Source organism: Asanoa ferruginea, assembly GCF_003387075.1.
GTDB classification, from domain to species: Bacteria; Actinomycetota; Actinomycetes; order Mycobacteriales; family Micromonosporaceae; genus Asanoa; species Asanoa ferruginea.
The window spans coordinates 5,607,865-5,630,253 of sequence record NZ_QUMQ01000001.1 but is presented as its reverse complement, the minus strand read 5'-3'; the positions used below and the strand labels follow the sequence as shown (position 1 = coordinate 5,630,253).

Here is a 22,389-nt window from a genome sequence, read left to right as displayed (position 1 = left end):
GAGCCTACGACCGTCGATCAGCCCTTCACACCGCCGGCCAGGCCGCCCACGAGCTGACGTTCGGCCACCGCGTAGAAGCCGAGCGCCGGAATCATCGAGATCACCACGTACGCCAGCACGCGCGCCGTGTCGTCGGAGTATTGCCCCTGGAAAGCTTGCACGCCCACCGGCAGCGTCCACCAGTTCTGGTCGGTGAACACGACCAGCGGCAGCATGAAGTTGTTCCAGCTGGCCACGACGGCCAGCACCGACACGGTGGCCAGGGCCGGGCGGGCCATCGGCAGCAGGATCCGCCAGAAGAAGCCGGCCGGGCTACAGCCGTCGAGCGTGGCCGCCTCCTCGACCTCGGCCGGGATCGTCCGGAAGAACTGCCGCAGGATGATGATGGTGACCGGCAGCCCGAACGCGGCCTGCGGCAGGATCACGCCGAGCGGGTTGTCGAGCAGCCCCATCGACCGCAGCAGGATGAACAGCGGCAGGATCGCCACCGCGAACGGGAACATCAGCCCGGCCGCGAACAGCGTGAACAGCGCCTCCCGGCCGCGGAACGCGAAGCGGGCGAAGACGAACGCCGCCATCGCCGACGCACCGACGACGGCCAGGGCGGTGGCCACCGCGATCAGCGTGCTGTTGGCGAGCTGCCGCCAGAACACGCCGGAGGCCAGGATGCCGGTGTAGTTGCCGACCACCCAGGGGTCGGGCAGGCCGAGCGGGTTCTCGGCGAGCTGGCCGTTGTCCTTGAAGCCGCCGAGCACGCCGAACAGCACCGGCACCACGATCAGGGCACCGATGACGATCGAGACGAGGTGCAGGATGAGTCGCCGGGCCGGGGTCGTCATCGCTGCACTCCCTTGGTGGTGATCGCACCCTCGGTGTCACGGCGCATGATGACGCGCTGGTAGAACAGTGCGAACGCGAAGCTCAGCACGAACATGATGATCGAGATGGCGCTGGCGTAGCCGACCTCGAAGCGGCGGAAGCCGTACTGGTACATGGTCACCGCCATGGTCTCCGACGAGTGGATCGGGCCGCCGCCAGTGAGCACCCAGACCATGTCGAAGAGCTGGATGGTGCCGATCACCGAGAGGAACACGCTGACCCGGATGGTCGGGCCGAGCAGCGGCAGCGTCACGTGCCGGAAGACCTGCCAGGAGCTGGCGCCGTCGGTGGTGGCCGCTTCGGTCAGCTCGCGCGGGATGTTCTGCCGGCCGGCCAGGTAGAGCACCATGTGGAAGCCGAAATACTTCCAGGAGATCACCAGGAACAGCGCGAACAGCACGGTGTCGGGGTCGGCGAAGACCGTGCCCGCGTCGGCGCCGAGCCAGCGGGCCAGGCCGTCGCCGAGGCCGCGGTTGGGCGAGAAGACCAGCGTGAAGAGCACCGCGGTGGTGACCTCGGAGAGCACGTAGGGCGCGAAGAAGATCAGCCGGTAGATGCCGCGCCCCTTGAGCGGCTGGTTGAGCAGCATGGCCAGGCCCAGCGCGACCGGGAGTTGCACGACCAGCGAGAGCCCGATCAGCACCAACGCTCGCCAGAGATCGCCACGGAAGGTCGGGTCGGCGAACGCGCGGGTGAAGTTGTCGAGACCGACGAAGTTCTCCGGCAGACCGAAACCATTCCACTTGTACGCGCTGGCGTAGCCCGCGACCAGGATCGGCGCGACGACGAGCAGCAGGAACAGCGCCAGTGCGGGCGCGATGAACACGGCGACGGTTGCCAGCCGGCCCGCTCGCGGCCGGGCCCGGCGGCCCCTGGTCTGCAGGGCCGCCGGCACTGTGGTGGTGAGCATCGCTACTGGCTCTTCGCCACCGTGGTGATGTCCTTGACGACCTGGTCGGCTTTCTTCGAGCCGGCGATCAGCTCGGCGACGCTGTCGTTGACCTGCTGGCCAACGGCCGGCGGGTAGGCCTGGTCGAGGTAGAGCTGGAACCCGGTGGCGCCGGCCAGCGTCGACGCGACCACCTTGCTGGTCTCGTCCTTGATCGAGTCGGCGGCGTCCTTGGCGGTGGGCAGCACCGCCCCGGTGGCCGCGGAGCGGCGCTGGTGATCGACGTCGAGCAGCGTCTTGAGCAGGTCCAGGGTCGCCGGCGGCGCGTTGCGGCCGACCGCGAACCCGTTGCCGCCGCCGAACGCGTCGGTGGGCTTGCCCTTGCCGCCGTCGACGGCAGGGAAGGTGAAGAAGCCGAGCTTGTCGCCGATGCCCTTCTTGCTGGTCGAGGAGCTGGCCTGCACCGAGGGTGCCCACTGGCCCATCAGCTCCATCGCCGCCCGGCCGTTGCCCATGGTCGCGGCCTGGCCGTCGGGCGAGCCGTATTCGGCGCCGAGGAAACCCTTCTGGAACGGCTGGAGGTCGACGAGCTCCTTGAGCCGCTCCCCCGCCGCGACGAACTCGGGTGTGTCGAAGTTCTTGTCGGTCGCCGCCCGCTGCAACGCTTCGAGTCCGCCGACCCGCATCGCCAGGTAGGCCCAGTAGTAGTGGCCGGGCCACTTCTCCTTGCCGGCCAACGCGATCGGCACCGTGCCGGAGCCCTTCACCTTGCTGACCACGGTGAGCAGTTCGGCCCAGGTGGTCGGTGCGGCGGTGACGCCGGCCTTGGCGAAGAGGTCCTTGTTGTACCAGAAGCCGATCATGCCGATGTCGAACGGGATGCCGTAGATCCGGTCCTCGATCGTGTAGGGCTGCATCGCGGCCGGCAGCAGCGTGCCCACCCACGGCTTGACGTCGTCGGTGATGTCCTTGACCAGGCCGGCGTCGACCTGCTGCTGCAACACGCCGCCGCCCCACGACTGGAACAGGTCCGGCGGCGAGCCGGCCTGGGTCGGGGTGGTCAGCTTGGTCTTGAACGCCTCGTTCTCCAGTGGCTGGATGGCGATCTTCACGTTGGGGTGCGCGGTCTGGTATTCCTTCGCCATCGCCGCCCAGACCGGCAGCATCGGCTCGGTGTTCTGGATGTGCCACCAGTTGATCGTCTGTGGACCGTCGGCCGTGGCCGAGCCGCCGCCGTCGTCGTCGCCGCAGGCGCTCAACAGGACCGCACCGGCGCCCAGGCCGGCCAGTCCGAGCAGCGATCTACGGGAAAGGTGCGCTGTCATGTGCCATCCCTTCGAGGAAATCCGGTTCTTCGGATGCCGACCGCGGCCGGCGGGACGTGCAGGAAACGCAGGTGCCGAAACTTTCGGATCGATGCCGATAGTTTTCCCGGTATGGCGGGCAGGTTACGACGTGCGCAACTGCGGGTCAAGGAACTGTCTAATCTCGATGTGAGCCATTACCGTGTTCGGGAGTTCGCCCATATCGGGGCGACCGGCTTCCGGAAGTCACCGGAAGCGGACCCGAAGGAGCTGCCCATGTCGACCGAGACCGCAGCCACCGCAACCGCCGCGCGGTCGATCCGGAACCCGGTCCTGCGGGGCTTCAACCCGGACCCGTCGATCCTGCGCGTGGGTGGCGACTACTACCTGGCCACCTCGACCTTCGAGTGGTACCCGGGCGTCCGCGTGCACCACTCCCGCGACCTGGTGAACTGGCGAACGCGCGGCGGCATCATCACCGATGGGCGGCTACTGGACCTGCGCGGCAGCGGCGACTCCAACGGCGTCTGGGCGCCCGACCTGAGTTACCACGACGGTCGGTTCCACCTGATCTACAGCGACGTGGCCAGCTTCGCCAGCGGCTACTGGGACCCGCAGAACTTCCACACCAGCGCGGCGTCGATCGACGGGCCCTGGTCCGACCCGGTCCTGCTGCACGGCCGCGGTTTCGACGCGTCGCTGTTCCACGACGACGACGGCAGCACCTGGCTGCTCAACCTCAGCGCCGACTGGCGACCCGGACGGGACCGGTTCGGCGGCATCGAGATCCAGCGCTACGACCTGACGGAGCGGCGACTGGTCGGCCCGGCCCGGCTCATCTTCACCGGCACCGAGGTCGGGATGACCGAGGGACCGCACCTCTACCGGCACGACGGCTACTACTGGCTGGTCACCGCCGAGGGTGGCACGAGCTGGGAGCACCAGGTCACCGTGGCGAGGTCCCGCGACCTGTTCGGGCCCTACGAGGCCGATCCCGAGGGCCCGCTGCTCACCTCGCTCGGCCACCCCGACCTGCGGTTGCAGAAGGCCGGCCACGGCAGCCTGGTGCGCACCGAAGACGGGCAGTGGTATCTGGCCCACCTCACGGCCCGCCCGGCCACCCCGCTGGGCAACTGCGTGCTGGGCCGGGAGACGGCGATCCAGCGGGTCGACTGGGCGCCCGGCGGCTGGCCGCGGATCGAGGGTGGGATCCCCGCCGAGGAGGTCGTCGCACCGGGCCTGCCGGCGCACCCGTGGCCCGCCGAGCCGGCGACCGACGAGTTCACCGGGCCGGACCTCGCGCCGTGGTGGTCGACGCTGCGCCGGCCCGCGACGCCGGACTGGGTCGACCTGACCACCCGCCCCGGGCACCTGCGGGTGCGCGGCGGCCAGTCGCCGGTCGGCCGGCAGAGCCCGAGCCTGGTCGCCCGCCGGGTCGGCGCCGAACACTGCGCGCTGTCGACCGTGGTCGAGTTCGCGCCCGGCGACCACCGGCAGCTAGCCGGGGTCACCGCCTACTACAACACCCGCAACTGGCACTACTGCTACCTGACCCGGGCCGACGACGGCCGGGTGGTGCTCGAGGTGCTGACCAGCGACCGCGGCCGGCTGCGCGGCTATCCGGAGGTCACCGTCGACGCCGGCGCCGCCACCCGGGTCGGCCTGCGCGCCGAGTTCGACGGTCCGGTGGTGCGGTTCGGCTACGACCTGGGCGCCGGCTGGCGAGAACTACCGGTAACGCTCGACGCCACCATCCTGTCCGACGAGCACGCCGCGCAGGTGGTTGACGGTGAGCCGGCCGCGTGGGGCTTCACCGGGGCGTTCATTGGGCTCTGGGTGCAGGACCTGGGTGCCGACGGGGTCCACGCCGACTTCGCCGAGGCCACCTACACGGAGGGAACTTCCGGAACTCTTTTGGATTGACGCGGGGCAATCTCGGCCGTTACGTTTCGGCAAAGTTACGGAACTCGATCCGTAACTATCGGCGTCGCTCGCGATAGGAGCGCACATGAAGCTGAAACGATGGCTGGCCGCCAGCGCGGTCGTGCTCGCGACCGCCGCCGTCGCGGGCACACCCGCGACGGCGAGCCACCCGGTCGACCCGGCCCAGCAGAGCCTGCGCACGCTGGGCCTGCGACATGACCTCTACATCGGCACGGCGGTCGACATGGCCGCCCTGGCCGACACCGCCGACCCGCTCTACCGGGCGACGGTGTCCAAGGAGTTCTCCACCGTCACGGCGGAGAACGTGATGAAGTGGGAGTCCCTCGAACCGACCCGCGGCACCTACAACTGGGGCCCGGCCGACGAGTTGATCGCGTTCGCCAAGCGCAACAACCAGCGCGTCCGCGGCCACGTGCTGGTCTGGCAGAACCAGTTGCCGGCCTGGCTGACCACGGGCGTCAACGACGGCACGATCAGCACCACGGAACTGCGCGACATCCTGCGCAACCACATCGCCACCGTGGTCAAGCATTTCAAGGGCAAGATCTGGCAGTGGGACGTGGTCAACGAGGCCGTCAGCGACCCGTGGGACACCCCGTCGACCCTGCACTACAAGGGTTTCTGGGCCGAGCACCTCGGCCCGGGCTACATCGCCGACGCGTTCCGCTGGGCCCGCGCCGCCGACCCCAACGCGCTGCTGTTCTACAACGACTACAACATCGAGGCGTTCGGCTCGGGCAACCCGGCCGACGACAAGACCCAGTTCGTCTTCGACATGGCCAAGGCGCTGCTGCGCGACCGGGTGCCGATCGACGGCATCGGCAGCCAGGGCCACCTGGGCACGCAATACGGCAACTACGACACCCTCCAGGTCGCCGCGGCGCTCAAGCGCTTCGCCGGGCTGGGCCTGGCCACCGCGTTCACCGAGGTCGACGTGCGCAGCCAGATGACGGCGGGCGTGCTGGCCGGCGACTCCAACGAGATCAACCCCCGGTTGCAGGCATCGGCGGGCAACTACAGCGTGCTGCTGCGGGCCTGCCTCGCCGACCGGCACTGCCTCTCGTTCACCGTCTGGGGCTTCACCGACAAGCACTCCTGGGTGCCCACCTGGTTCACCGACCCGCCGGAGGGGCTCGCCACCATCTACGACGAGAACTACCAGCCCAAGCGGGCCTACCAGGAGATGAAGGCCGACCTCATCTACAGTGGACCGCCTTACGTGCTGCCCCGCGTCCCGCAGAAGCCGCGGCGATGAGACGGGTGTTGGTCGCCGTGCTCGGCGCGCTGGCGCTGGTGCTCGGCGCGGCCGGCACCGCGGGCGCCCACGGGAGGGTCAGCGCCGACATCGTCGACACGGCCAGCGGCCGCGGCAACGTGGTCAGCTTCACCTTCGACGACGGCCCGAACCCGCCGGACACGTTGCGGCTGCTCGATGTGCTGCGCCGGCACCACGTCAAAGCGGTGTTCTGCCTCTGGGGCGACCACGTGGTCGAGCATCCCGAGGTGGTGCGGGCGATCGTGCGGGCCGGCCACACGCTGTGCAACCACAGCATGCATCACGACGACCTGAGCACCTGGACGCCGGAGCAGATCGCGGCCGACCTGCGCGAGACCAGCGCCGCGATCCGGCGTGCGGTGCCACACGCCCGCATCCCCTACTTCCGCGCGCCGTTCGGAGCGTGGGGAGCGAGTGCGGACGTGGCGGCATCGCTCGGAATGCGCCCGCTGGGCTGGCGCTACGACATCACCGACTGGGAACCGCCGGGCACCGATGTGCTGGTCCAACGCCTCCTGGACCGGCTCACACCCGGCGCGGTCGTCCTGATGCACGACGGCGGCGGCAACCGGAGCCAGACCGTCGACGCCGTCGACCGGGTGATTCCCGTGCTGCGCGCACAGCGCTGGCGGTTCACGCTGCCGGAAGGCTGCTGAACCGCGGTGAGAAGGCGGAAGGGGCCCTATCGGCCAGGGCCCCTTCCGCCCACCGCCGGGTAGACCCGGTGCGCGTTCTCGGTGGTCCGCCGGGCCAGGTCGGCGCCAGCGACTTCGCGGAACAGCGCGGCGCCGAGGAGATGCAGTTCTGGCAGCGCGAAGCCGTCGGAGGAGTAGAGGAACTTGCCGTAGGGGCACAGCTCGAGCGCCTCGGCGAGGACGGCCGCCGCCCGTGCGCCGACGTTGTGGGTCGCCAGCCCGAGATCCATGTGGACGGTTGGGAACACCTGCGCGAGATAGCCCGCATGCCGCTGGAACGGATAGCAGTGCAACAGCAGCACGGGTACGCCGGTCGCCTCCGCGGCCCGCAGCCACGGTGCCAGCAGCAGCGGGTCACAGGTGCGCAGGTCGACGTCGCGGTCACCGAGTCCGGTGTGGAATTGCAGCGGCAGTCCGGTGTCCAGCGCCGCGAAGGCCAGGAACCGGTGCAGCGTCTCGTCGGCGAGCCGCCCGCCACCAGCGGCCAACCAACGACCGGCCGCCGCCACCACCTCCGCGTCCGACGGCCGTTCCGGGCCCAATCCGAGGCCGACCCGGTAGGCGGCGACCGACTTGAACGCCGTCGTGCCCGGGCGGCCGGCCGCCTCGGCCAACGCGGCCCGCAGCGCGGCCGCGAAGCTGGCGGCGGACCCCCCGGCCGTCGCCAGCTCCTCGGCCACCGCCTCCAGCCGGACCACCTCGTAGGCGGCCGCGCCGGCCGCCTCGCCCAGCTCGGCCGGCGAGGTCAGCGGCTCGGGCGTGTAGCCGGTGTCGACCAGCATCGCCGCGAGCCCGGCCGCGTGCAGCAACCGCCGGCCGACCGCGGCGTGCCCGAGCTCGACGCGCCGCTCCAGGTAGGCCTCCGGCGTGGCGGTCGGTGCCAGGTCGAGCAGCGGGAAGCAGAGCCGCCGCAGCGCGTCGCCGAGCGACGAGTCGAACAGCGTCGTTCCGGGCGCGGGCCGGTCGGCCTCGGTGAGCCGGGCCTCGAACCCCGCGCGATCCAGATCGCGTCGCACGACGCCGTGGCAATGGTGGTCGACCAGCAGCTCCACCGACCCAACCTAGTCGCGCGGTGGGATGTTGTGGTTGATGCGGAAGAGATTGCCCGGGTCGTACGCTGCCTTGATGCGCGCCAGGCGGGCATAGGTCGCCGGGTCGTAAGCCTGCTCGACCGCTTCGGGCGTGGTGTCGTAGGCGGTCAGGAAGTTGACCTGCTTGCGGCCGGTGACCCACGGAGCGAGGGTGTCGACGACCTGGCTCAGGGCCGGCCAGAACGCGGCTTCCATGCCCGGCGCGCCGACGGTGGCGGCGAAGAGCTGGAACGGCGCGTCGCGGTTGTCGACGGCGTTGGGCGTCCGCGGCTCACGCGCGAGCGCGCCGCCGAGCTGACGGACTTCGATCATCACGAGCGGCGTGTCGATCCCGGGCCCGACCGCGGCGACGAGCGCGTCGGCGGCCTTCTCGGGAAAGTCGGACAGCAGGCAGCCGACCTCGTACGCCGGCACCGGGTCCACCGGGTCCGCGTGGATCGAGGCCACCGCGCTGTAGGGCATCTCCACCACCGAGTCGATCAGCGGGGGCGCCGCCGCCCGCAGGTCGGCCACGAGTCGCTCGCCGTCGGTCGCGGAGCCGAGGTAGGCCACCCGCACGTGCACCGCGAAGCGACCCCGCAACGGCATCGGCACGAACGGCAACGGCGGCAGCCGGAGGAACGCGAAGGAGACGGTGAGCTCGTCGGGGGCATCGGCAGCCAGCTTCCGGTAGGCGTTCAGGACCGGACCCACGTGCCCGCCGCCATAGAACAGCCCGCCGCCGTAGAGGCGGGTCACCGGGAACAGGTCGATCGTCAGCGAGGTGATGACGCCGAAGTTGCCCTTGCCGCCGCGGATGGCCCAGAAGAGGTCGGGCTCGGTCTGCGCGTCGATCGTGCGCAGCTCGCCGTCGGCGGTGACGATCTCGGCGGACCGGACATGGTCGGCCGCGTAACCGTGCGCCCGGCCGAGCACCGGGCTCAGGCCGCCGCCCAGCGTGAAGCCGACCACGCCGACGTTCGGCGAGGAGCCCGTGAGCGGCGCGAGTCCCTCCGCCGCCGCGGCGTCGACCAGGCTCTGCATCTCGACGGCCGGGCCGACCGTCGCCCTGCGCCGGTCGGCGTCGATGACGACGGTGTCCATCCGCCGCAGGTTGATCAGGACGGCGCCGTCGGCGGGCAGCACGGCCCCGTGCCCGGTCGCGACGACGGCCGTGGCCAGGTTGTGCGCGTGCGCGAACCGGACGGCGGCCTGGATGTCGGCGACACAGGCGGCACCGACCACGACGGCCGGGCGGTGCGTGTGCGCCAGGTTCCAGGTCGCGGTGTCCTCGGCGTAGCGCTCGTCGCCGGGCACCGCGACGGTGCCGACGAACTTCGTGGCCGTCGCCGAGGAGGGCAGTGTCACCAAGGGCGCCCAACGGGTCCGGGTGGCGCAGTCGGCGGTGTCGGCCACGATCCAGAAGCTGGAGCGGGAGTTGGGGGCACCGCTGTTCTCGCGGGAGGCCGCCGGAGTCGCGCTGACCGACGCGGGCACCGCCCTGCTGCCCGAGGCGCGGGCACTGCTGAGCGCCGAACGGCGGGCCCGGGACACGGTCGACCAGGTCCGTGGCGGCCTGCGGGGCACGATCCGGATCGGCACGCTGCACTCGATCGGCGCGCGGCCGGCCTCGCGGGGAATGCTGGTCATCGACCTGGCGGAGATCCTGGGCCGGTTCCACGTCACGCACCCGCTGGTCTCGTTCCAGATGCGCAGTTCCGCGCAGGGCTCGGCCGGGCATCTGGCCGCCGTCGCCGCCGGAGACCTCGACCTCGCTCTGGTCGCCGCGGTCGACCACCCGCCTGGCGTACGCATGCATCCGCTGGGCGCGGTGCGCTGGTCGTTCGTCTGCTCCCGGCGGCACCGGCTCGCCGACGCGTCCACGGTGCGGCTCGAAGACCTGGCCGACGAGACCTTCATCGACTCGCCGCCCGGCTGGGGCAACCGCGCCATGACCGACCGTGCTTTCGCCGGCGCGGGCATCGTGCGCAGTGTCCCGTTCGAGGCGGCCGATCAGGACACGAGCCTTGGTCTCGTACGCAACGGCCTTGGTGTGGCGTTGCTGCCCCGGGTCGGCAGCGAGCACGAGGACGTCGCGATCATCGACGTCGAGGACGCCGACCTGGACCTGCCGATCGCGGTCGCGACGCCCACCGACCGCCAACCGTCGGCGGCCACGTCCGCCTTGCTGGCCAGCATCCTGAAGGCCGCGGGCCGGCGCCCGCCAGCGCGCCGTGGCAATGGTGGTCCAGCGGCGGCTCGACCGTCCTAACCTAGGTCGGTGGACGCCAGCGAACGGGACCGCCGGGCCGCCGACGCTCGGTTGGCGGCCGACCGGCTCGCCGCCGAGGGCGTCGAGGGTGTGGCGCTGACCTGGGTCGACACCAGCGGCATCACCCGGGTCAAGGCGGTGCCGCTGGCCCGGCTGCCACACGCGGCCGCGTGGGGCGCGGGCGCCGCGGCGGTCTTCGACGCGTTCCTGGTCGACGACGGCTCGGTGCGCGGCCGCTACGCCGGCGGCCCGGTCGGTGACCTGCGGCTGCACCCCGACCTCAGCCGGCTGGTGCCGCTCGCGGCGACGCCCGGCTGGGCCTGGGCACCGGGTGACCGCTTCGACCAGGCCGGCGAGCCGCATCCGTTGGACGCGCGCTGGCTGCTGCGGCGCGAGCTCGACCGGCTCGGCGGCCTCACCGTGCGGGCCGGGTTCGAGGTCGAGTGGTGCGTCTCCCGCGGGCCGGGCGACGAGTTCGTGCCCGCGACCACCGGTCCGGCGTACGGGATGATCCGGCTCGTCGAGCTCGCGCCCTATCTGCGTGCGGTGCTCGCGGCGCTGGCCGCCCAGGGCGTGGTGGTCGAACAGATCCATCCGGAGTACGCCGCCGGCCAGTTCGAGGTGGCCGTGGCGCCGGACGACCCGCTCGGTGCCGCCGACACGGTGGTGCTCGTGCAGGAGACGGTGCGGGCGGTCAGCGTCGCGCACGGCCTGCGGGCCACGTTCGCGCCGAAGGTGGTCGCGGGCCAGGTGGGCAACGGTCGGCATGTGCACCTGAGTGTGCTGCGCGACGGGGTGAGCGCGATGGCCGGCGGGACAGGGCCGTTCGGCCTCGACCGCGACGGCGAGGCGTTCGCCGCCGGGATCCTGGCCCGGCTGCCGGCGCTGCTGGCGATCGGTGCCCCCTCGGTCGCGTCCTACCTGCGGCTGGTGCCGTCGCAATGGGCCGGCGCGTACGCCTGCTGGGGTCTGGAAAATCGGGAGGCCGCGCTGCGGCTGGTTGCCAGCGAGTCGGCGAACATCGAGGTCAAGTGCGTCGACGCGGCCGCCAATCCCTATCTGCTGCTGGCCGGCCTGCTCGCCGCGGGCCGGGCCGGTGTCGTGGCCGGCGCCCGCCTGCCGGAACCGGTGCCCGACGATCCCGAGGCGCTGACGCCCGGCGAGCGCGCGGCCCGCGGCATCGTCCGGCTGCCGCCGTCACTGTCGGCCGCGGTGGCGGAGTTCGAGGCCGACGAGGTGCTCGCCGAGGCGCTCGGCCCGGCGGTGGTCGACACGGTGACGGCGGTCCGGCGGGGCGAGATCGCGCTGTTCGACGGCGCCGGCGACGAGGCGGTGGTGGCCGCGACCCGCTGGCGCTACTGACCGGCGACGCCGTGCAGCAGCAGCCCGATCAGCCGGGTCGCCAGCGCCCGTTCGCGCTCCTCCCCCGCGATCAGCGTGATCCCACCCAGGGCCAGCAGCACGTCGTTGGGGTCGACGCCGGGCCGCGCGGCGCCCCCGTCGAGCAGCGTCGCGATCGCGGTCCGGAGCAGCTCGCGGGTGTGCAGCCGGTCCTCGTCGGCACGGAGCACGCCGACCATCGCCCGCTTCGTGGCCATGAAGTCGACGAACCGCTCCATCCAGGTGGCCAGCGCGTCGACCGGTGGCAGCTCGGCGAGAAGGTCGGGCGCGGCGGCGCAGAGGCGGGCCACCTCGTTGTGGTAGACCGCGTCGACCAGGACCTCCCGGGTCGGGAAGCGGCGGTAGAGCGTGCCGATCCCGACGCCGGCCTCGGCCGCGATCGCCTTCAGCGAGGCACCGGTGCCCTCCCGGGCGAACGCGGCCGCCGCGACCTCGAGCAGCCGGTCGTGGTTGGCGCGCGCGTCGGCGCGCAGCGGTCGGGACACAGTTTGCGCTCCTCGGTGACGCGGGCCACTGGCTAACCGGAGTCGGGTCCGCTTAGTGTAGGCGGAGCCGGGTCCGTTTAGAGCGTAACCCGCCAGGAGGAGGAACCATGATCACCACTCCGTTCGGCGCCACCTCGACCGCCGCTGACGTGCTGGCCGGCGTCGACCTGCGCGGCCGCCGCGCCGTCGTCACCGGCGGCTCGTCGGGCATCGGCGTCGAGACCGTCCGCGCGCTGGCCGGCGCCGGTGCGCAGGTCACCCTGGCCGTGCGCGACGTGGCCGCCGGGCAACGGGTCGCCGGCGAACTCGGGCACCCGAACCTGGCGGTCGCGCCGCTCGACCTGGCCGACCTCGCGTCCGTCGCGGCGTTCGTCGCGGGCTGGTCCGGGCCGCTGCACATCCTGGTCGACAACGCCGGCATCATGGCCACCCCGCTGCTGCGCACCACCCGCGGCTACGAGTTGCAGTTGGCCACGAATCACCTCGGCCACTTCGCCCTCGCCACCGGACTGCACCGGGCGCTGGCCGCGGCCGGCGACGCCCGGATCGTCTCGGTCAGCTCGGTCGGACACGTCAACGCCGGCGTCGACTTCGACGACCTCCAGTTCGACCGGCGGCCCTACGACAAATGGGTGGCCTACGGCCAGTCGAAGACGGCCAACGTGCTGCTCGCGGTCGAGGCGGCCAAGCGCTGGGCGGCCGACGGGATCACCGCGAACGCGCTCAACCCCGGCCGGATCACCACCACCAACCTGGGCCGGCACATCGGTGACATCGGCAGCGCGCCGGCGTCGTTCGACCCGGCCAGCACCGATGTGTCCTGGAAGGACACCGCACAGGGTGCCGCGACCTCGGTCCTGCTGGCCGGGTCGCCGCTGGTCGCGGGCGTGACGGGACGCTACTTCGAAGACTGCCAGGAGGCGGGGCCGCACCGGCCCGGCGTGCGGCGCGGAGTGGCCGGCTACGCCCTCGACCAGGAAGCGGCGGCCCGGCTCTGGCGGGTGTCGGCCGACCTGACGGCGTAGAGCGGGGCCGGGCTGCTGTCCCACATCGGCATGGTCCAGATCAGGCCGGCGGCCCGGGCGGCCTTGCGCACCTCGTCGAGAAAAAGCGTGACCCGGCCGGCGATCCGGTCGAGGTCGGCCGGACCGAGCAGCGGCACCGCGCCGCCGCGGGTGGTGGCCAGCACACACGGGCGGCTGGTCAGCGCGAGGGTGTGGATCGGCTCGGGCGCCCGGTCGAGATCGGTCAGCACGACCGGGACGATCAGCTCGCCGGCCATCGCCGACCACTCGGGGTTGGCCCGCAGGCCGCGATGCGTCAGCGCGCGCAACCCGCATCCGTCACCCAGCATCCGGGCCGCGAGATGACGGGCGGTCGCGTCGAACCGGTAGACGCCGGTGAGCTGGCGGATCCGTACCGGTGTCGCCTCTTCCATGATCTTCCCCTTCGGGACCGTTCACGGTGGACGGTGCGTGATGCGGCGGAGGCCGGGCACCGGGGAGGAGTTCCGGTGCCCGGCCGTGCCGCAGTGGTGCTGCCTACGGTGTTGCTACTAGCGGGTGACGATGACCCGGACCGAGTCCATCGCCGGGATCTGGTTGGCGCGCGCCATCATCGGGATGCGGTGCGAGCCGTCACCGGCCCAGGCCGCGCACTGCGCGACGCCGGGTGCCGACAGGCCAGGAGTGATCGTCACGGTCACGGTGTCGGGCGTCTTGCCACCCTTGCCGTCTTCGACCGCCTTGAAGAAGGCCGGAACCGGTGCCGACTCCTGGGCGTTGCGGCCGCTGAGCAGCCGGCAGGCGACGTGGAAGTGGCCGCGGACGATGCCTTCCTCGGTCAGGAAGGAGCTCTCCAGGTAGTAGCCGCCGGCCGCCGCGCCGAGGAACCGGTCACGGACGATGTTGCGGGTGCTCACCTGGATGTCGAAGGCCGTGTTCATCCGGACCCGGGCGGGTGCCCGGCTGATCAGCAGCTCGGGGTTGTTGCCCTCGGAGCCGACCTCGCCCATCTGGGTCTCGACGCACTTGGGGCCGCCCTGGAAACCGTCGTGGATCGGCAGGTCGCTGCCCTCGCAGGTGCGGCCGAGCGGCACGAGCGGCGCGGCGGGCGGAGCGGTGGTCGGCGTCGTGCCGGGGCTGCTGGTGCTGCCACCGTTGCCGGTGCCGGTGCCGCTGCTGGTGCCGGTGCTCGGGGTGCTGCCACTGCCGCCGTTGCTGCCGCCGTTGTTGCCGCCGCTGCCCGCCGTCGGGGTGCTGGTGGCCGGCCGGCAGCGTCCGCTGCGCCGCTGGTCCGCCGCGGCCTTGGCCTGGGCGTCTGCCTTCGCCTTCTCGTTCGCGGCGACCTTGGCGACCCCGGCGGCCTTCTCGTCGGCCGCCTTCTCCTCATCGGTGGTGGCCGTGGCCGTGTCGGCGTCGGGCACCTCGGTGTCGGTGGCGTCGGCGGCGGTCCCGTCACCGGCAGCGCCGGCGACCTCGCCCTGCGGCGCGTCGGCCGGGGGCTTGGCGGCCGGGTCAGACTCGCCGGCGTGGTCGTGGGCACCGGAGGCCGAGGCCGCCGGGGGACACACCGGGAGGCTGTTGTTGTTGCGACCCCGCCAACTGCCCGCGAGAGACACCTGGGTGACCGCCACGAGGCCGGCGAACACCGCCAGCGTCGCGAACACGGCGATGAACCGCCGGTTCTTGCGGGGGGCCTGCCTGCTTCTGGTCATTGCGTGACACCTTCCATGTGGACACACACCGGTGCGGTTTGTTATCGGGGACGGACTACGCGAATCGTGGTGAAGCCGCCGGCGATGACGGCCAGGCCGAGCACGACCCAGACCACCATCGGGTTGACGCCGCTCTTGATGTAGCCGGCGGGAGCGGCGACACCACCGGCCGGTTCGGGTGGCAGCGCGAGGTGCTGCCAGTCGACCAGGTCGGTGCTTTCGAGCAGGGTGAGGTGCGTGCTGACGAACTGGTTGGACTGCGACGCCAGTTCGCGCACGACGTCGTTGCGGGTGCCGGCACGTACGTCGGCGATGACCGAGAAGACCTTGCCGTGCGCGGCGCGCAGCCGGTCGACGAAGATCCGGTCGAACTGGGCGCCGGAGGCGTCCTTCATCTCACCCAGCCAGTACTGCTGGTCGGCGTTGGGCTCGTCGGGCACCTGGATGCCGAGCTTGGCGGCCGCGTTGCGGTCGAGTTGGTCGAGCACCGCGTGCTGTTCGGAGATCATCTTGCCGATCTCGCGGACCCGCGGGCTGGCACCTTTCTTTACCGCCATGTCGCCGGCTGGCTGCTCCCAGAGGCCGGCGAGCCGGACCTTGACGACGAGGTCGATGTCGGCGGGGCCGAGTGGGCCGTATTTCCCGTCTTTGGAAACGGCGACGTCCGGCGGCACCGGGATCGGCAGCGGCGGTGCCGGCGCCGCATACAGCGACGAGGTCTTCATGACGTCGCTCATCACCGTCATGGCCGCCATGTGCTCGTCGAAGGTCATGCCGGCCATGTTGTGGCCGTCGTGACCGCTGTCGCCGCCGCCCGCCAGGGGCGCCGCGGCACGGTAGTGGCCGTTGGCGAACGCGGCGGACGCCGGCACCAGCGTCACCAACGACGCCACGGCCAGCACTCGCAGCCCAACTCCGACCAGCTGCCGGACCTTCACTCGTCACTCCCTCGGGTCGGCGGCCGTAGCCGCGCCTCGACACGAGGAAGACAATAAACACATGTCAATTAGAGAAGGCTTAAGTGAAGGAAGCCTTAGGCCGCGCCTAAAGCGAATTTATAGTTCGTCCACCGACTGTCCGGTGACCGTTCCACAGCGTGTTGGCCACGGAAAACTACCCCCGAAACGCGCCGCCGCACCAGATTGACAATTCGACGTCCCGCACCATACTTGCGTTGTCCCCACTTCCCGCCACGAACAACGGAGGATCGGCCGTGCGCAATGCGCAGCAGAGCGTCCACCTCGTCGCGGCCACGGTCGGGTTCCTGTCGCTCTTCCTGCTCTGGCTCGCGGTCCTCTGGGGACTGATGCTCCGCAACGGTTGGGCGCAGAGCCGGATCAAGCACGCAACGGTCTACGGCATCCATCAGACGATCGCGCTGCTCGGCGTCATGCTCGGCGTGGTGCACGGTTTCACCCAGCTCGCCGGCCCGATGGGCACGGTCAAGCTGGTCGACGTGGTGGTGCCGTTCACGAACCCTTACGACCCGATCGGCATCGGCGTCGGCGTGATCGCGATGGAACTCTTCGTCGCCTGCACCCTCTCGGTGTTGATCCAGAAGAAGCTCGGCTACACCCGCTGGCGGGCGCTGCACGCGTTCAACTACGTGGCCTACATGTTCCTGGTCGGCCACGTGCTGCTGTCCGGGTCCGACATGGCCGCGGGCGTCCGCTGGGGTGCGGTGCTCGGCTCTTTCGTGATCACCGTGCTGCTCTGGCTGACCACGACCCAGTGGTATCTGAACTGGCGCCAGGAGCGCACCAACCGGCGCAACGACCGGGTCGGTGTCGGCGACGAGTTGCTGGTCAACGTCGACGGCAACCGGTGCGCGCGGTTCGGGTTCTGTGAGCACGAGGCGCCCAAGGTGTTCGCCCTGCGCGGCGACGGCCGCCTGGCCTACAAGGCCACGGTGCCGCCAGACCTGGCCAACGACGTGATCAGAGCCGTGGAGGTGTGTCCGGCGCGGGCGATCCAGCTGCACCGCACCGCGACCACGGTGGTAACGCAGAAGAAAGAAGAGCCGGCCGAGCAGCCTTTGACCGGCCCCACACGGATTCCGGCGGGCTCGGGCGCCGGTCCACGTCGACGTAGCAGGGGAGACCGATGACGCGGCGGTTCAGGCGCGCTGACTACGGCCGGATTCTGATCGTCGGAACGGGACGCGCAGGCGTCGCGGCGGCCGAAGAGTTGCGGCGCCAGGGCTTTCCGGGCGATATCGCGATGCTGGGTGCGGAGAAGGAAGGCCCCTACGACCGTCCGTCGTGCTCCAAGGGCATCCTGACCGGCCACAAGCGCCCGCAGGACACGCGCATGCCGTTCCACGACGAGGACCTGACGTGGTATCTGGGCCGGCGCGCGGTGGACCTCGACCCCGAGGCACACCGGGTGGAGACCGACACCGGCGAGTCCTTCGCGTACGACGGCCTGGTCATCGCCACCGGCTCGTCGCCGAGCATGCCCAAGTGGGCCGCCGACCCGGGCGTCCACATGCTGCACAACCTCGAGCACGCCTGGACCCTGCGGCGCTCGTTGCGCGACGCCGAACGGGTGATCATCGTCGGTGGCGGCATCACCGGCAGCGAGGTCGCCAGCGCGGTGCGTTCGATGGCCCGCGACTGTGTGGTCATCGACTCCAAGCCGCAGGTGATGGTCCGGGCGCTGGGCGAAGAGGTCGGCAACTACGTCACCGACGTGATGCGCGACGAGGGCGTCGACTTCCGGCTCGGGCACCGGGTGCGCTCCGCCAACCGGTTCCGCCAGGGCTGGGTCGTGCAACTCGACGACGGTGAGAACCTCACCGGCGACGTGGTGGTCGCGACCACCGGCGGCCGGCCCGACACGGCCTGGCTGGAGAGCACCGGCCTCGACCTGTCCAACGGCGTGGCCTGCGACGAGAGCCTGCGGGTGATCGGCCTCGACGACGTGGTGGCCTGTGGCGCCGTGGCGAGCTGGCCCAACCTGCGCTACGGTCCGCAGCCGCGCAAGGCCGAGCACTGGATCAGCTCGCTCGAGCAGGGCCGGGGCGCGGCGCGCACGCTGCTCGCCGAAGACGGCGACGCCGGCCCGGTGACGGTCATCCCGCGCTTCTGGACCGAGCAGTGGGGCCTACGCATCCAGGTCTGCGGCGAGCTCGTGCCCGACGGCGAGGTCGCGATCAGCGAGATGAAGCGGCACCGGCGTGACACCGCCCGGGCCGGCGTGGTGGTCGGTTACCACCGCGACGACCGGCTGGTCGGCCTCGTGTCGGTCAACGCGGCGCACGCGTTCACGTCGCTGGCCCGCGCGATGATCGCCACCCCGCTGCCGCCCATGCAGGCCGTTCCGCTGCCGCTGCACACCGAGAAGCCGCAGCGCGAAGAGGTCGCCGAGCCCGCTCGCCGCCGCCTCGCCTCAGTGGCCTGACGCATTAGTTAAGGTAAAAATAAGCAAAGATAAAGGTCGGCCGGAGCGATTCGCTCCGGCCGATCTCTTATTTGCGTCAGTGGTGTCCGTGGTGGTAATAGTCGGCGCGCCGCCAGAGCATCGCCGCGAGCATTGTCACGAACATCAGCACGTGCCCGCCCAGCATCAAACCGTGGCCGGAAAGCGCACCGAAAGAATACGGAACGAGAAGGACCAGGAACGGTGGGTACATGGCGGCGACCATCTCGGCGATCCGCGGCCAGGAGTGCCGGCGGATGGCCATCCAGACCGTCATGCCGATCGACATGTTGGTCGCCATGACGAGGGTGTCGGCGACCGGGTGGTCGGCCAGGCCGGGCAGCGCCATCGACCAGAGCGGTGCGAGGGCGAACATGCCGACCAGCATCGAGACGACCATCTCGACGTAGTGCGCGGCGAAGCGGAGGTGGCCCTTGAGATTGGCCCTGCGGGCCTGCGCGGTGGTGGTCATGGCGTTGATCGTGCCGACGTGACCGGGCCCGGCGCAGGTGCCGAAGGTCATGGTGCGGGTCATGACCCCTAGAGCAGGCCGAGGGTACGGGCACGCAGGGCGGCCTGGGTGCGGTCGCGGGCGCCGAGCTTGCCGAGCACGTTGGTCACGTGGTTCTTGACCGTGCCCTCGGCCAGGAACAGCACCGCGGCGATCTCCCGGTTGCTGTGGCCCTCGGCGAGCAGCCGGACCACCTCGAGTTCCCGTTCGGACAGTGGCGCGACCAGCGGTTGGTGTTGCTCCTCGCCGGGCATCGCCGCGATCCGGGCCACCACCTTGGCCGCCACCGACGGCTGGAGCACCGTCTCACCGCGCGCGGCCGCCAGCACCGCTTCCGCGAGCCGGGCCGACGAGACGTCTTTGAGCAGGTAACCGACCGCGCCCGCGCGCAACGCCGCGAACACGTCGGCGTCGTCGTCGAACGTGGTCAGCGCGATCACCCGGACGGCCGGGTGCTCGGCGCGCAGTCGGCGGGTCGCGGCGATGCCGTCGAGCACCGGCATCCGCAGGTCCATCAGCACCACGTCGGGGCGCAGGTCGGCGGTCCGGTCGAGCGCCTGGGCGCCGTCGCCGGCCTCGCCGACCACCTCGATGTCGGCGTGCACGCCGAGCAGCATCGCCAGCGCCTCGCGGAACAGCGCCTGGTCGTCGACGAGCAGCACCCGCACGGTCATCCGGGCACCTCGACCCGCAGCGTGGAACCCGTGCCGGGCACCGATTCCAGCGTCATCCGGCCGCCGACGTGCGCGGCGCGCTCGCGTACCCCCAGAAGCCCGTAGCCGCCGTCGCCCTCCCCCGCGGTGCCGGCGCCGTCGTCGCGGACCTCGAGCCGCACGGCGGCCGGCTGCGAATAGTCGAGCAGTAGCTCGGCGCGGCTGGCCCGGGCGTGCTTGCGCACGTTGGTGAGCCCCTCCTGTGCGGCCCGGAACAGCGACTCCTCCGCGTCGGCGAGCAGCGCGCGGACCGCGCCGGTGACACCGACCTGCGTCGGCACGCCGGCCGCCGACGTCTCCGCCGCGAGGGCCCGCAGCGCCTCGGGCAGCGGCACGGCCGGCTGGGGTTCGCGCAGCGCACCCACCGAGCGGCGCACCTCGCGCAGCGCCTCCTCGGCCTGGTCCTGTGCCTTGGCGAGCACCTCGTCGGCGCGGTCGGGTTGGCTGGCCAGCACCGCACGGGCGGCCTTGATCTGCATCTGCACCACGGTCAGCGAGTGCCCGAGGCCGTCGTGGATGTCGCGGGCGACCCGGTTGCGTTCCTGGGCGGCGGCGAGGCGTTCGACCTGTAGCGCGTACTCCCGCAGCTTTGCTCGTGCCGTCTGCTCCCGGACCAGCAGTTTGGTCAGCACCGCGGCGAAGACGGCGGCGGCGAGCAGGCCCAGGCCCTCGCGCAGGCCCTCGGCGAAGGCCATCCCGGCGTGGAAGAACGGCACCAGCGCGACCACGACGACCACCGCGGGCAGCGGCAATAGCAGCGTGGTCTCGCTGACCAGCACGACCAGCAGCAGGGTGGCACCGACGTTGGCGCTGGCCTGTGTGAAGACGGCCCCGCCGAGCAGGAACAACGCGGCGACGAAGGCGTAGCGCGGCCAGCGTCGCTGCCGGCGCTCGACGTAGGCGAAGCCGAAGGTGGCGGCCAGCACGAAGGCGATCGCGGGGCCCAGCGAGGCGACGGACCGCTCGGCGGCGACCACGTCGACCACGAGGGTGACGAATGCCGCGACGGTCAGCGCGGCCAGGGCCCGTCTCACGCCACCACTCTCGACTCTCAGCCCGCGCACAGCAACCCTGGGCGATTCTGCGTGCACCAACCTTACGGCTACGGAGTTTTCATGATCACCGCTACCGGCCTCGGGAAGCGCTACGGCGACAAGGTCGCCGTCGACGACCTCTCGTTCGAGGTCCGCCCCGGCACGGTCACCGGCTTCCTCGGGCCCAACGGGGCCGGCAAGTCGACGACCATGCGGCTGATGCTCGACCTCGACCGGGGCACCGGCGAGACCCTCTTCGACGGCCGGCGGTTCGCCTCGATCCGGCACCCGATGCGCGAGATCGGCGCGGTGCTGGAGGCGCGGGCGGTGCACCCGACCCGGACCGCGCGCAACCACCTGCGGATGCTCGCGGCGGGCAGCGGCATCCCGGCCACCCGGGTCGACGAGGTGCTCGAGTTCGTCGGCATCGCCGAGGTGGCCCGGCGCAAGCCGAAGGGCTTCTCGCTGGGCATGGCGCAGCGGCTCGGCCTCGCCCAGGCGCTGCTCGGCGACCCGAGCACGCTGATCCTGGACGAGCCGGCCAACGGCCTCGACCCGCACGGCATCCACTGGCTCCGCGACGTGTTGCGGGCGCTGGCCGGCGAGGGCCGCACGGTGTTCGTCTCCAGCCACCTGCTCTCCGAGATGTCGCTGATGGCCGACCGGCTGGTGGTCGTCGGCCGTGGCCGGATGATCTACAACGGCGACGTCGACGGCTTCGTCCGCGAGTTCACCTCGTCGACGGTGCTGGTCCGCAGCCCGAAGGCGGACGCGCTGGCCGCGGCGTTGCGCGAGGTCACCGGGGTGACCACGGAACCGGCCGGCTCCGACGCGTTGCGGGTGGCCGGCACCGACGCGGCCGCGGTCGGCGAGGTCGCGTTCCGGGCCGGGGTGATGCTGCACGAGTTGTCGACGACGACGGCCTCGCTGGAGGCGGCGTTCATGACCGCGACCGGCGACGCCGAGGAATACGTCGCGCAGGCGCCGGGCGGTGCCGCATGAGCGACGCCCTGCACTACGAGTGGGTGCGGCTGCGTACTCTGCGGTCGACGTACTGGCTGATCGGTTCGGCCCTGGTCTTGAACGCGGCGATCGCGTTCCTGGTCGCCTACGCCACCCGCGACGAGACGCCGGCCCACGACCTGGTCGTCGCGGTGGTCACCGGTGGCGGCGCCAACCCGCCGGTGCCGCTCGCGGTAGTCCTGCTCGCGGTGGTCGGGGTGTTCGCGACGGGCCACGAATACCGCTACGGCACGATCCAGCCGACGCTGACCACGGTGCCGCAGCGGGTGCGGCTGTTCTCCGCCAAGGTGCTGGTGGTCGCGGCCACCGCGCTGGTCGTGATGGCGGTGTCCATGGTGCTCAACGTCGCGGCGACGTTGCCGTTCTGGTCGGACGTGCCGGATCTGACCGACCCGACGGTGCCCGGCTATCTGCTGCTGGCCGTGCTGTGGGCGGTGCTGGGTGTCGCGCTGGGCCAACTCTTCCGCGGCGTGCCGGGTGCCCTGGTGGTGCTCCTGGTCGTGCCGATGGTGGTCGAGCAGCTCATCTTCCGGCTGTCCTATGTGCCCCAACTGCACTGGCTGACACCGGCGGTGAAGTTCCTGCCGTTCATGGCCGGGCAGCAGATGGTCAGCGCGGCGGGCGAGGCCGCCGGCGGCATGGCCGACGAGGTGGGCCTGCTCACCCGCTGGCCATCGGGCGCGGTGTTCACCATCTTCGTGGCCGTCGTCCTGGTTGTCGCGGGCACCCTCTTCCGCCGCCGCGACGCCTAGAAGCG

At 71.4% G+C, this 22,389-nt stretch carries 22 protein-coding genes; 10 read left to right on the top strand and 12 right to left on the bottom strand.

The genetic code is table 11. From position 1 onward, the window contains the following. Positions 1-17: 17 nt before the first annotated feature. The 3 genes from DFJ67_RS26350 to DFJ67_RS26340 are packed head-to-tail and all read right to left on the bottom strand — an operon-like array spanning position 18 to position 3,093. Positions 18-839, bottom strand: a complete 822-nt coding sequence (locus DFJ67_RS26350) for a carbohydrate ABC transporter permease (RefSeq protein WP_116070478.1) — start codon at positions 837-839, stop codon at positions 18-20. Next, a complete protein-coding gene (locus DFJ67_RS26345; protein WP_116070477.1) occupies positions 836-1,789 on the bottom strand; it encodes a carbohydrate ABC transporter permease in 954 nt (317 codons plus the stop codon). Before DFJ67_RS26345 ends, DFJ67_RS26350 begins: the two co-directional genes overlap by 4 nt. A gap of 2 nt (positions 1,790-1,791) precedes the next feature. Further along, complete coding sequence (locus DFJ67_RS26340; RefSeq protein ID WP_116070476.1) at positions 1,792-3,093, bottom strand: extracellular solute-binding protein; 1,302 nt, start codon at positions 3,091-3,093, stop codon at positions 1,792-1,794. Between the two features lie 255 nt (positions 3,094-3,348). On the opposite strand from DFJ67_RS26340, the gene DFJ67_RS26335 reads away from it, so the two are divergent. From DFJ67_RS26335 to DFJ67_RS26325, 3 genes are all read left to right on the top strand, one after another. Then, the gene (locus DFJ67_RS26335; RefSeq protein WP_116070475.1) at positions 3,349-4,995 is read left to right on the top strand and encodes a glycoside hydrolase family 43 protein; all 1,647 of its coding nucleotides are present in this window, start codon (positions 3,349-3,351) and stop codon (positions 4,993-4,995) included. An 85-nt stretch (positions 4,996-5,080) separates the two neighbouring features. After that, positions 5,081-6,271: an endo-1,4-beta-xylanase gene (locus DFJ67_RS26330; RefSeq protein ID WP_116070474.1), complete on the top strand. Its 1,191-nt coding sequence runs from the start codon at positions 5,081-5,083 to the stop codon at positions 6,269-6,271. Then, positions 6,268-6,948, top strand: coding sequence for a polysaccharide deacetylase family protein (locus DFJ67_RS26325; RefSeq protein ID WP_116070473.1), 681 nt, complete (start codon positions 6,268-6,270; stop codon positions 6,946-6,948). The genes DFJ67_RS26330 and DFJ67_RS26325 overlap by 4 nt, the downstream gene beginning before the upstream one ends. Positions 6,949-6,974: 26 nt before the next feature. On the opposite strand, the gene DFJ67_RS26320 is transcribed toward DFJ67_RS26325, so the two are convergent. Together DFJ67_RS26320 and DFJ67_RS26315 are read right to left on the bottom strand one after the other, a co-directional pair. Next, the gene (locus DFJ67_RS26320) at positions 6,975-8,039 is read right to left on the bottom strand and encodes an amidohydrolase family protein (protein ID WP_116070472.1); all 1,065 of its coding nucleotides are present in this window, start codon (positions 8,037-8,039) and stop codon (positions 6,975-6,977) included. A gap of 9 nt (positions 8,040-8,048) precedes the next feature. Then, complete coding sequence (locus DFJ67_RS26315) at positions 8,049-9,425, bottom strand: FAD-binding oxidoreductase (protein WP_170215987.1); 1,377 nt, start codon at positions 9,423-9,425, stop codon at positions 8,049-8,051. Between DFJ67_RS26315 and DFJ67_RS26310 the strand changes: the two genes are divergently transcribed. Both DFJ67_RS26310 and DFJ67_RS26305 read left to right on the top strand, forming a co-directional pair. After that, positions 9,382-10,329 carry a LysR family transcriptional regulator gene (locus tag DFJ67_RS26310; RefSeq protein ID WP_116076665.1) on the top strand — a complete coding sequence of 316 codons (948 nt, stop codon included), beginning with the start codon at positions 9,382-9,384 and terminating at the stop codon, positions 10,327-10,329. The two genes, DFJ67_RS26315 and DFJ67_RS26310, sit on opposite strands and share 44 nt — an antisense overlap. Before the next feature lie 9 nt (positions 10,330-10,338). Then, positions 10,339-11,691, top strand: a complete 1,353-nt coding sequence (locus tag DFJ67_RS26305; protein ID WP_116070470.1) for a type I glutamate--ammonia ligase — start codon at positions 10,339-10,341, stop codon at positions 11,689-11,691. On the opposite strand, the gene DFJ67_RS26300 is transcribed toward DFJ67_RS26305, so the two are convergent. Next, a complete protein-coding gene (locus DFJ67_RS26300; protein ID WP_116070469.1) occupies positions 11,685-12,215 on the bottom strand; it encodes a TetR/AcrR family transcriptional regulator in 531 nt (176 codons plus the stop codon). The genes DFJ67_RS26305 and DFJ67_RS26300 overlap by 7 nt on opposite strands. 107 nt (positions 12,216-12,322) lie before the next feature. Here DFJ67_RS26300 and DFJ67_RS26295 point away from each other — a divergent pair, with 107 nt between their 5' ends. After that, positions 12,323-13,240: an SDR family NAD(P)-dependent oxidoreductase gene (locus tag DFJ67_RS26295; protein WP_116070468.1), complete on the top strand. Its 918-nt coding sequence runs from the start codon at positions 12,323-12,325 to the stop codon at positions 13,238-13,240. Here DFJ67_RS26295 and DFJ67_RS26290 read toward each other — a convergent pair. The 3 genes from DFJ67_RS26290 to DFJ67_RS26280 all read right to left on the bottom strand — a co-directional run bounded on the left by DFJ67_RS26290 (position 13,177) and on the right by DFJ67_RS26280 (position 15,869). After that, the gene (locus tag DFJ67_RS26290; RefSeq protein ID WP_116070467.1) at positions 13,177-13,653 is read right to left on the bottom strand and encodes a hypothetical protein; all 477 of its coding nucleotides are present in this window, start codon (positions 13,651-13,653) and stop codon (positions 13,177-13,179) included. The genes DFJ67_RS26295 and DFJ67_RS26290 overlap by 64 nt on opposite strands. 117 nt (positions 13,654-13,770) lie before the next feature. Beyond that, on the bottom strand, positions 13,771-14,931 hold the full coding sequence (locus DFJ67_RS26285; protein WP_116070466.1) for a Pecanex-like protein 1: 1,161 nt from the start codon (positions 14,929-14,931) through the stop codon (positions 13,771-13,773). A gap of 41 nt (positions 14,932-14,972) precedes the next feature. Then, positions 14,973-15,869, bottom strand: coding sequence for a DUF4142 domain-containing protein (locus tag DFJ67_RS26280; RefSeq protein WP_239096969.1), 897 nt, complete (start codon positions 15,867-15,869; stop codon positions 14,973-14,975). A 275-nt stretch (positions 15,870-16,144) separates the two neighbouring features. On the opposite strand from DFJ67_RS26280, the gene DFJ67_RS26275 reads away from it, so the two are divergent. Beyond that, complete coding sequence (locus DFJ67_RS26275) at positions 16,145-17,038, top strand: ferredoxin (RefSeq protein ID WP_170215986.1); 894 nt, start codon at positions 16,145-16,147, stop codon at positions 17,036-17,038. Next, positions 17,035-18,333 carry an NAD(P)/FAD-dependent oxidoreductase gene (locus DFJ67_RS26270; RefSeq protein WP_116070464.1) on the top strand — a complete coding sequence of 433 codons (1,299 nt, stop codon included), beginning with the start codon at positions 17,035-17,037 and terminating at the stop codon, positions 18,331-18,333. The genes DFJ67_RS26275 and DFJ67_RS26270 overlap by 4 nt, the downstream gene beginning before the upstream one ends. 76 nt (positions 18,334-18,409) lie before the next feature. On the opposite strand, the gene DFJ67_RS26265 is transcribed toward DFJ67_RS26270, so the two are convergent. The 3 genes from DFJ67_RS26265 to DFJ67_RS26255 are packed head-to-tail and all read right to left on the bottom strand — an operon-like array spanning position 18,410 to position 20,609. Next, positions 18,410-18,886 carry a hypothetical protein gene (locus DFJ67_RS26265; protein ID WP_203783082.1) on the bottom strand — a complete coding sequence of 159 codons (477 nt, stop codon included), beginning with the start codon at positions 18,884-18,886 and terminating at the stop codon, positions 18,410-18,412. Between the two features lie 5 nt (positions 18,887-18,891). Next, on the bottom strand, positions 18,892-19,536 hold the full coding sequence (locus DFJ67_RS26260) for a response regulator (protein ID WP_116070463.1): 645 nt from the start codon (positions 19,534-19,536) through the stop codon (positions 18,892-18,894). Continuing rightward, a complete protein-coding gene (locus DFJ67_RS26255; protein WP_116070462.1) occupies positions 19,533-20,609 on the bottom strand; it encodes a sensor histidine kinase in 1,077 nt (358 codons plus the stop codon). The genes DFJ67_RS26260 and DFJ67_RS26255 overlap by 4 nt, the downstream gene beginning before the upstream one ends. Before the next feature lie 81 nt (positions 20,610-20,690). Between DFJ67_RS26255 and DFJ67_RS26250 the strand changes: the two genes are divergently transcribed. Both DFJ67_RS26250 and DFJ67_RS26245 read left to right on the top strand, forming a co-directional pair. Next, entirely contained in the window at positions 20,691-21,611 is a 921-nt protein-coding gene (locus DFJ67_RS26250; protein ID WP_116070461.1) for an ATP-binding cassette domain-containing protein, read from the top strand. Further along, positions 21,608-22,384, top strand: a complete 777-nt coding sequence (locus DFJ67_RS26245) for an ABC transporter permease (RefSeq protein ID WP_116070460.1) — start codon at positions 21,608-21,610, stop codon at positions 22,382-22,384. Before DFJ67_RS26250 ends, DFJ67_RS26245 begins: the two co-directional genes overlap by 4 nt. The last annotated feature ends 5 nt before the right edge of the window (positions 22,385-22,389 follow it).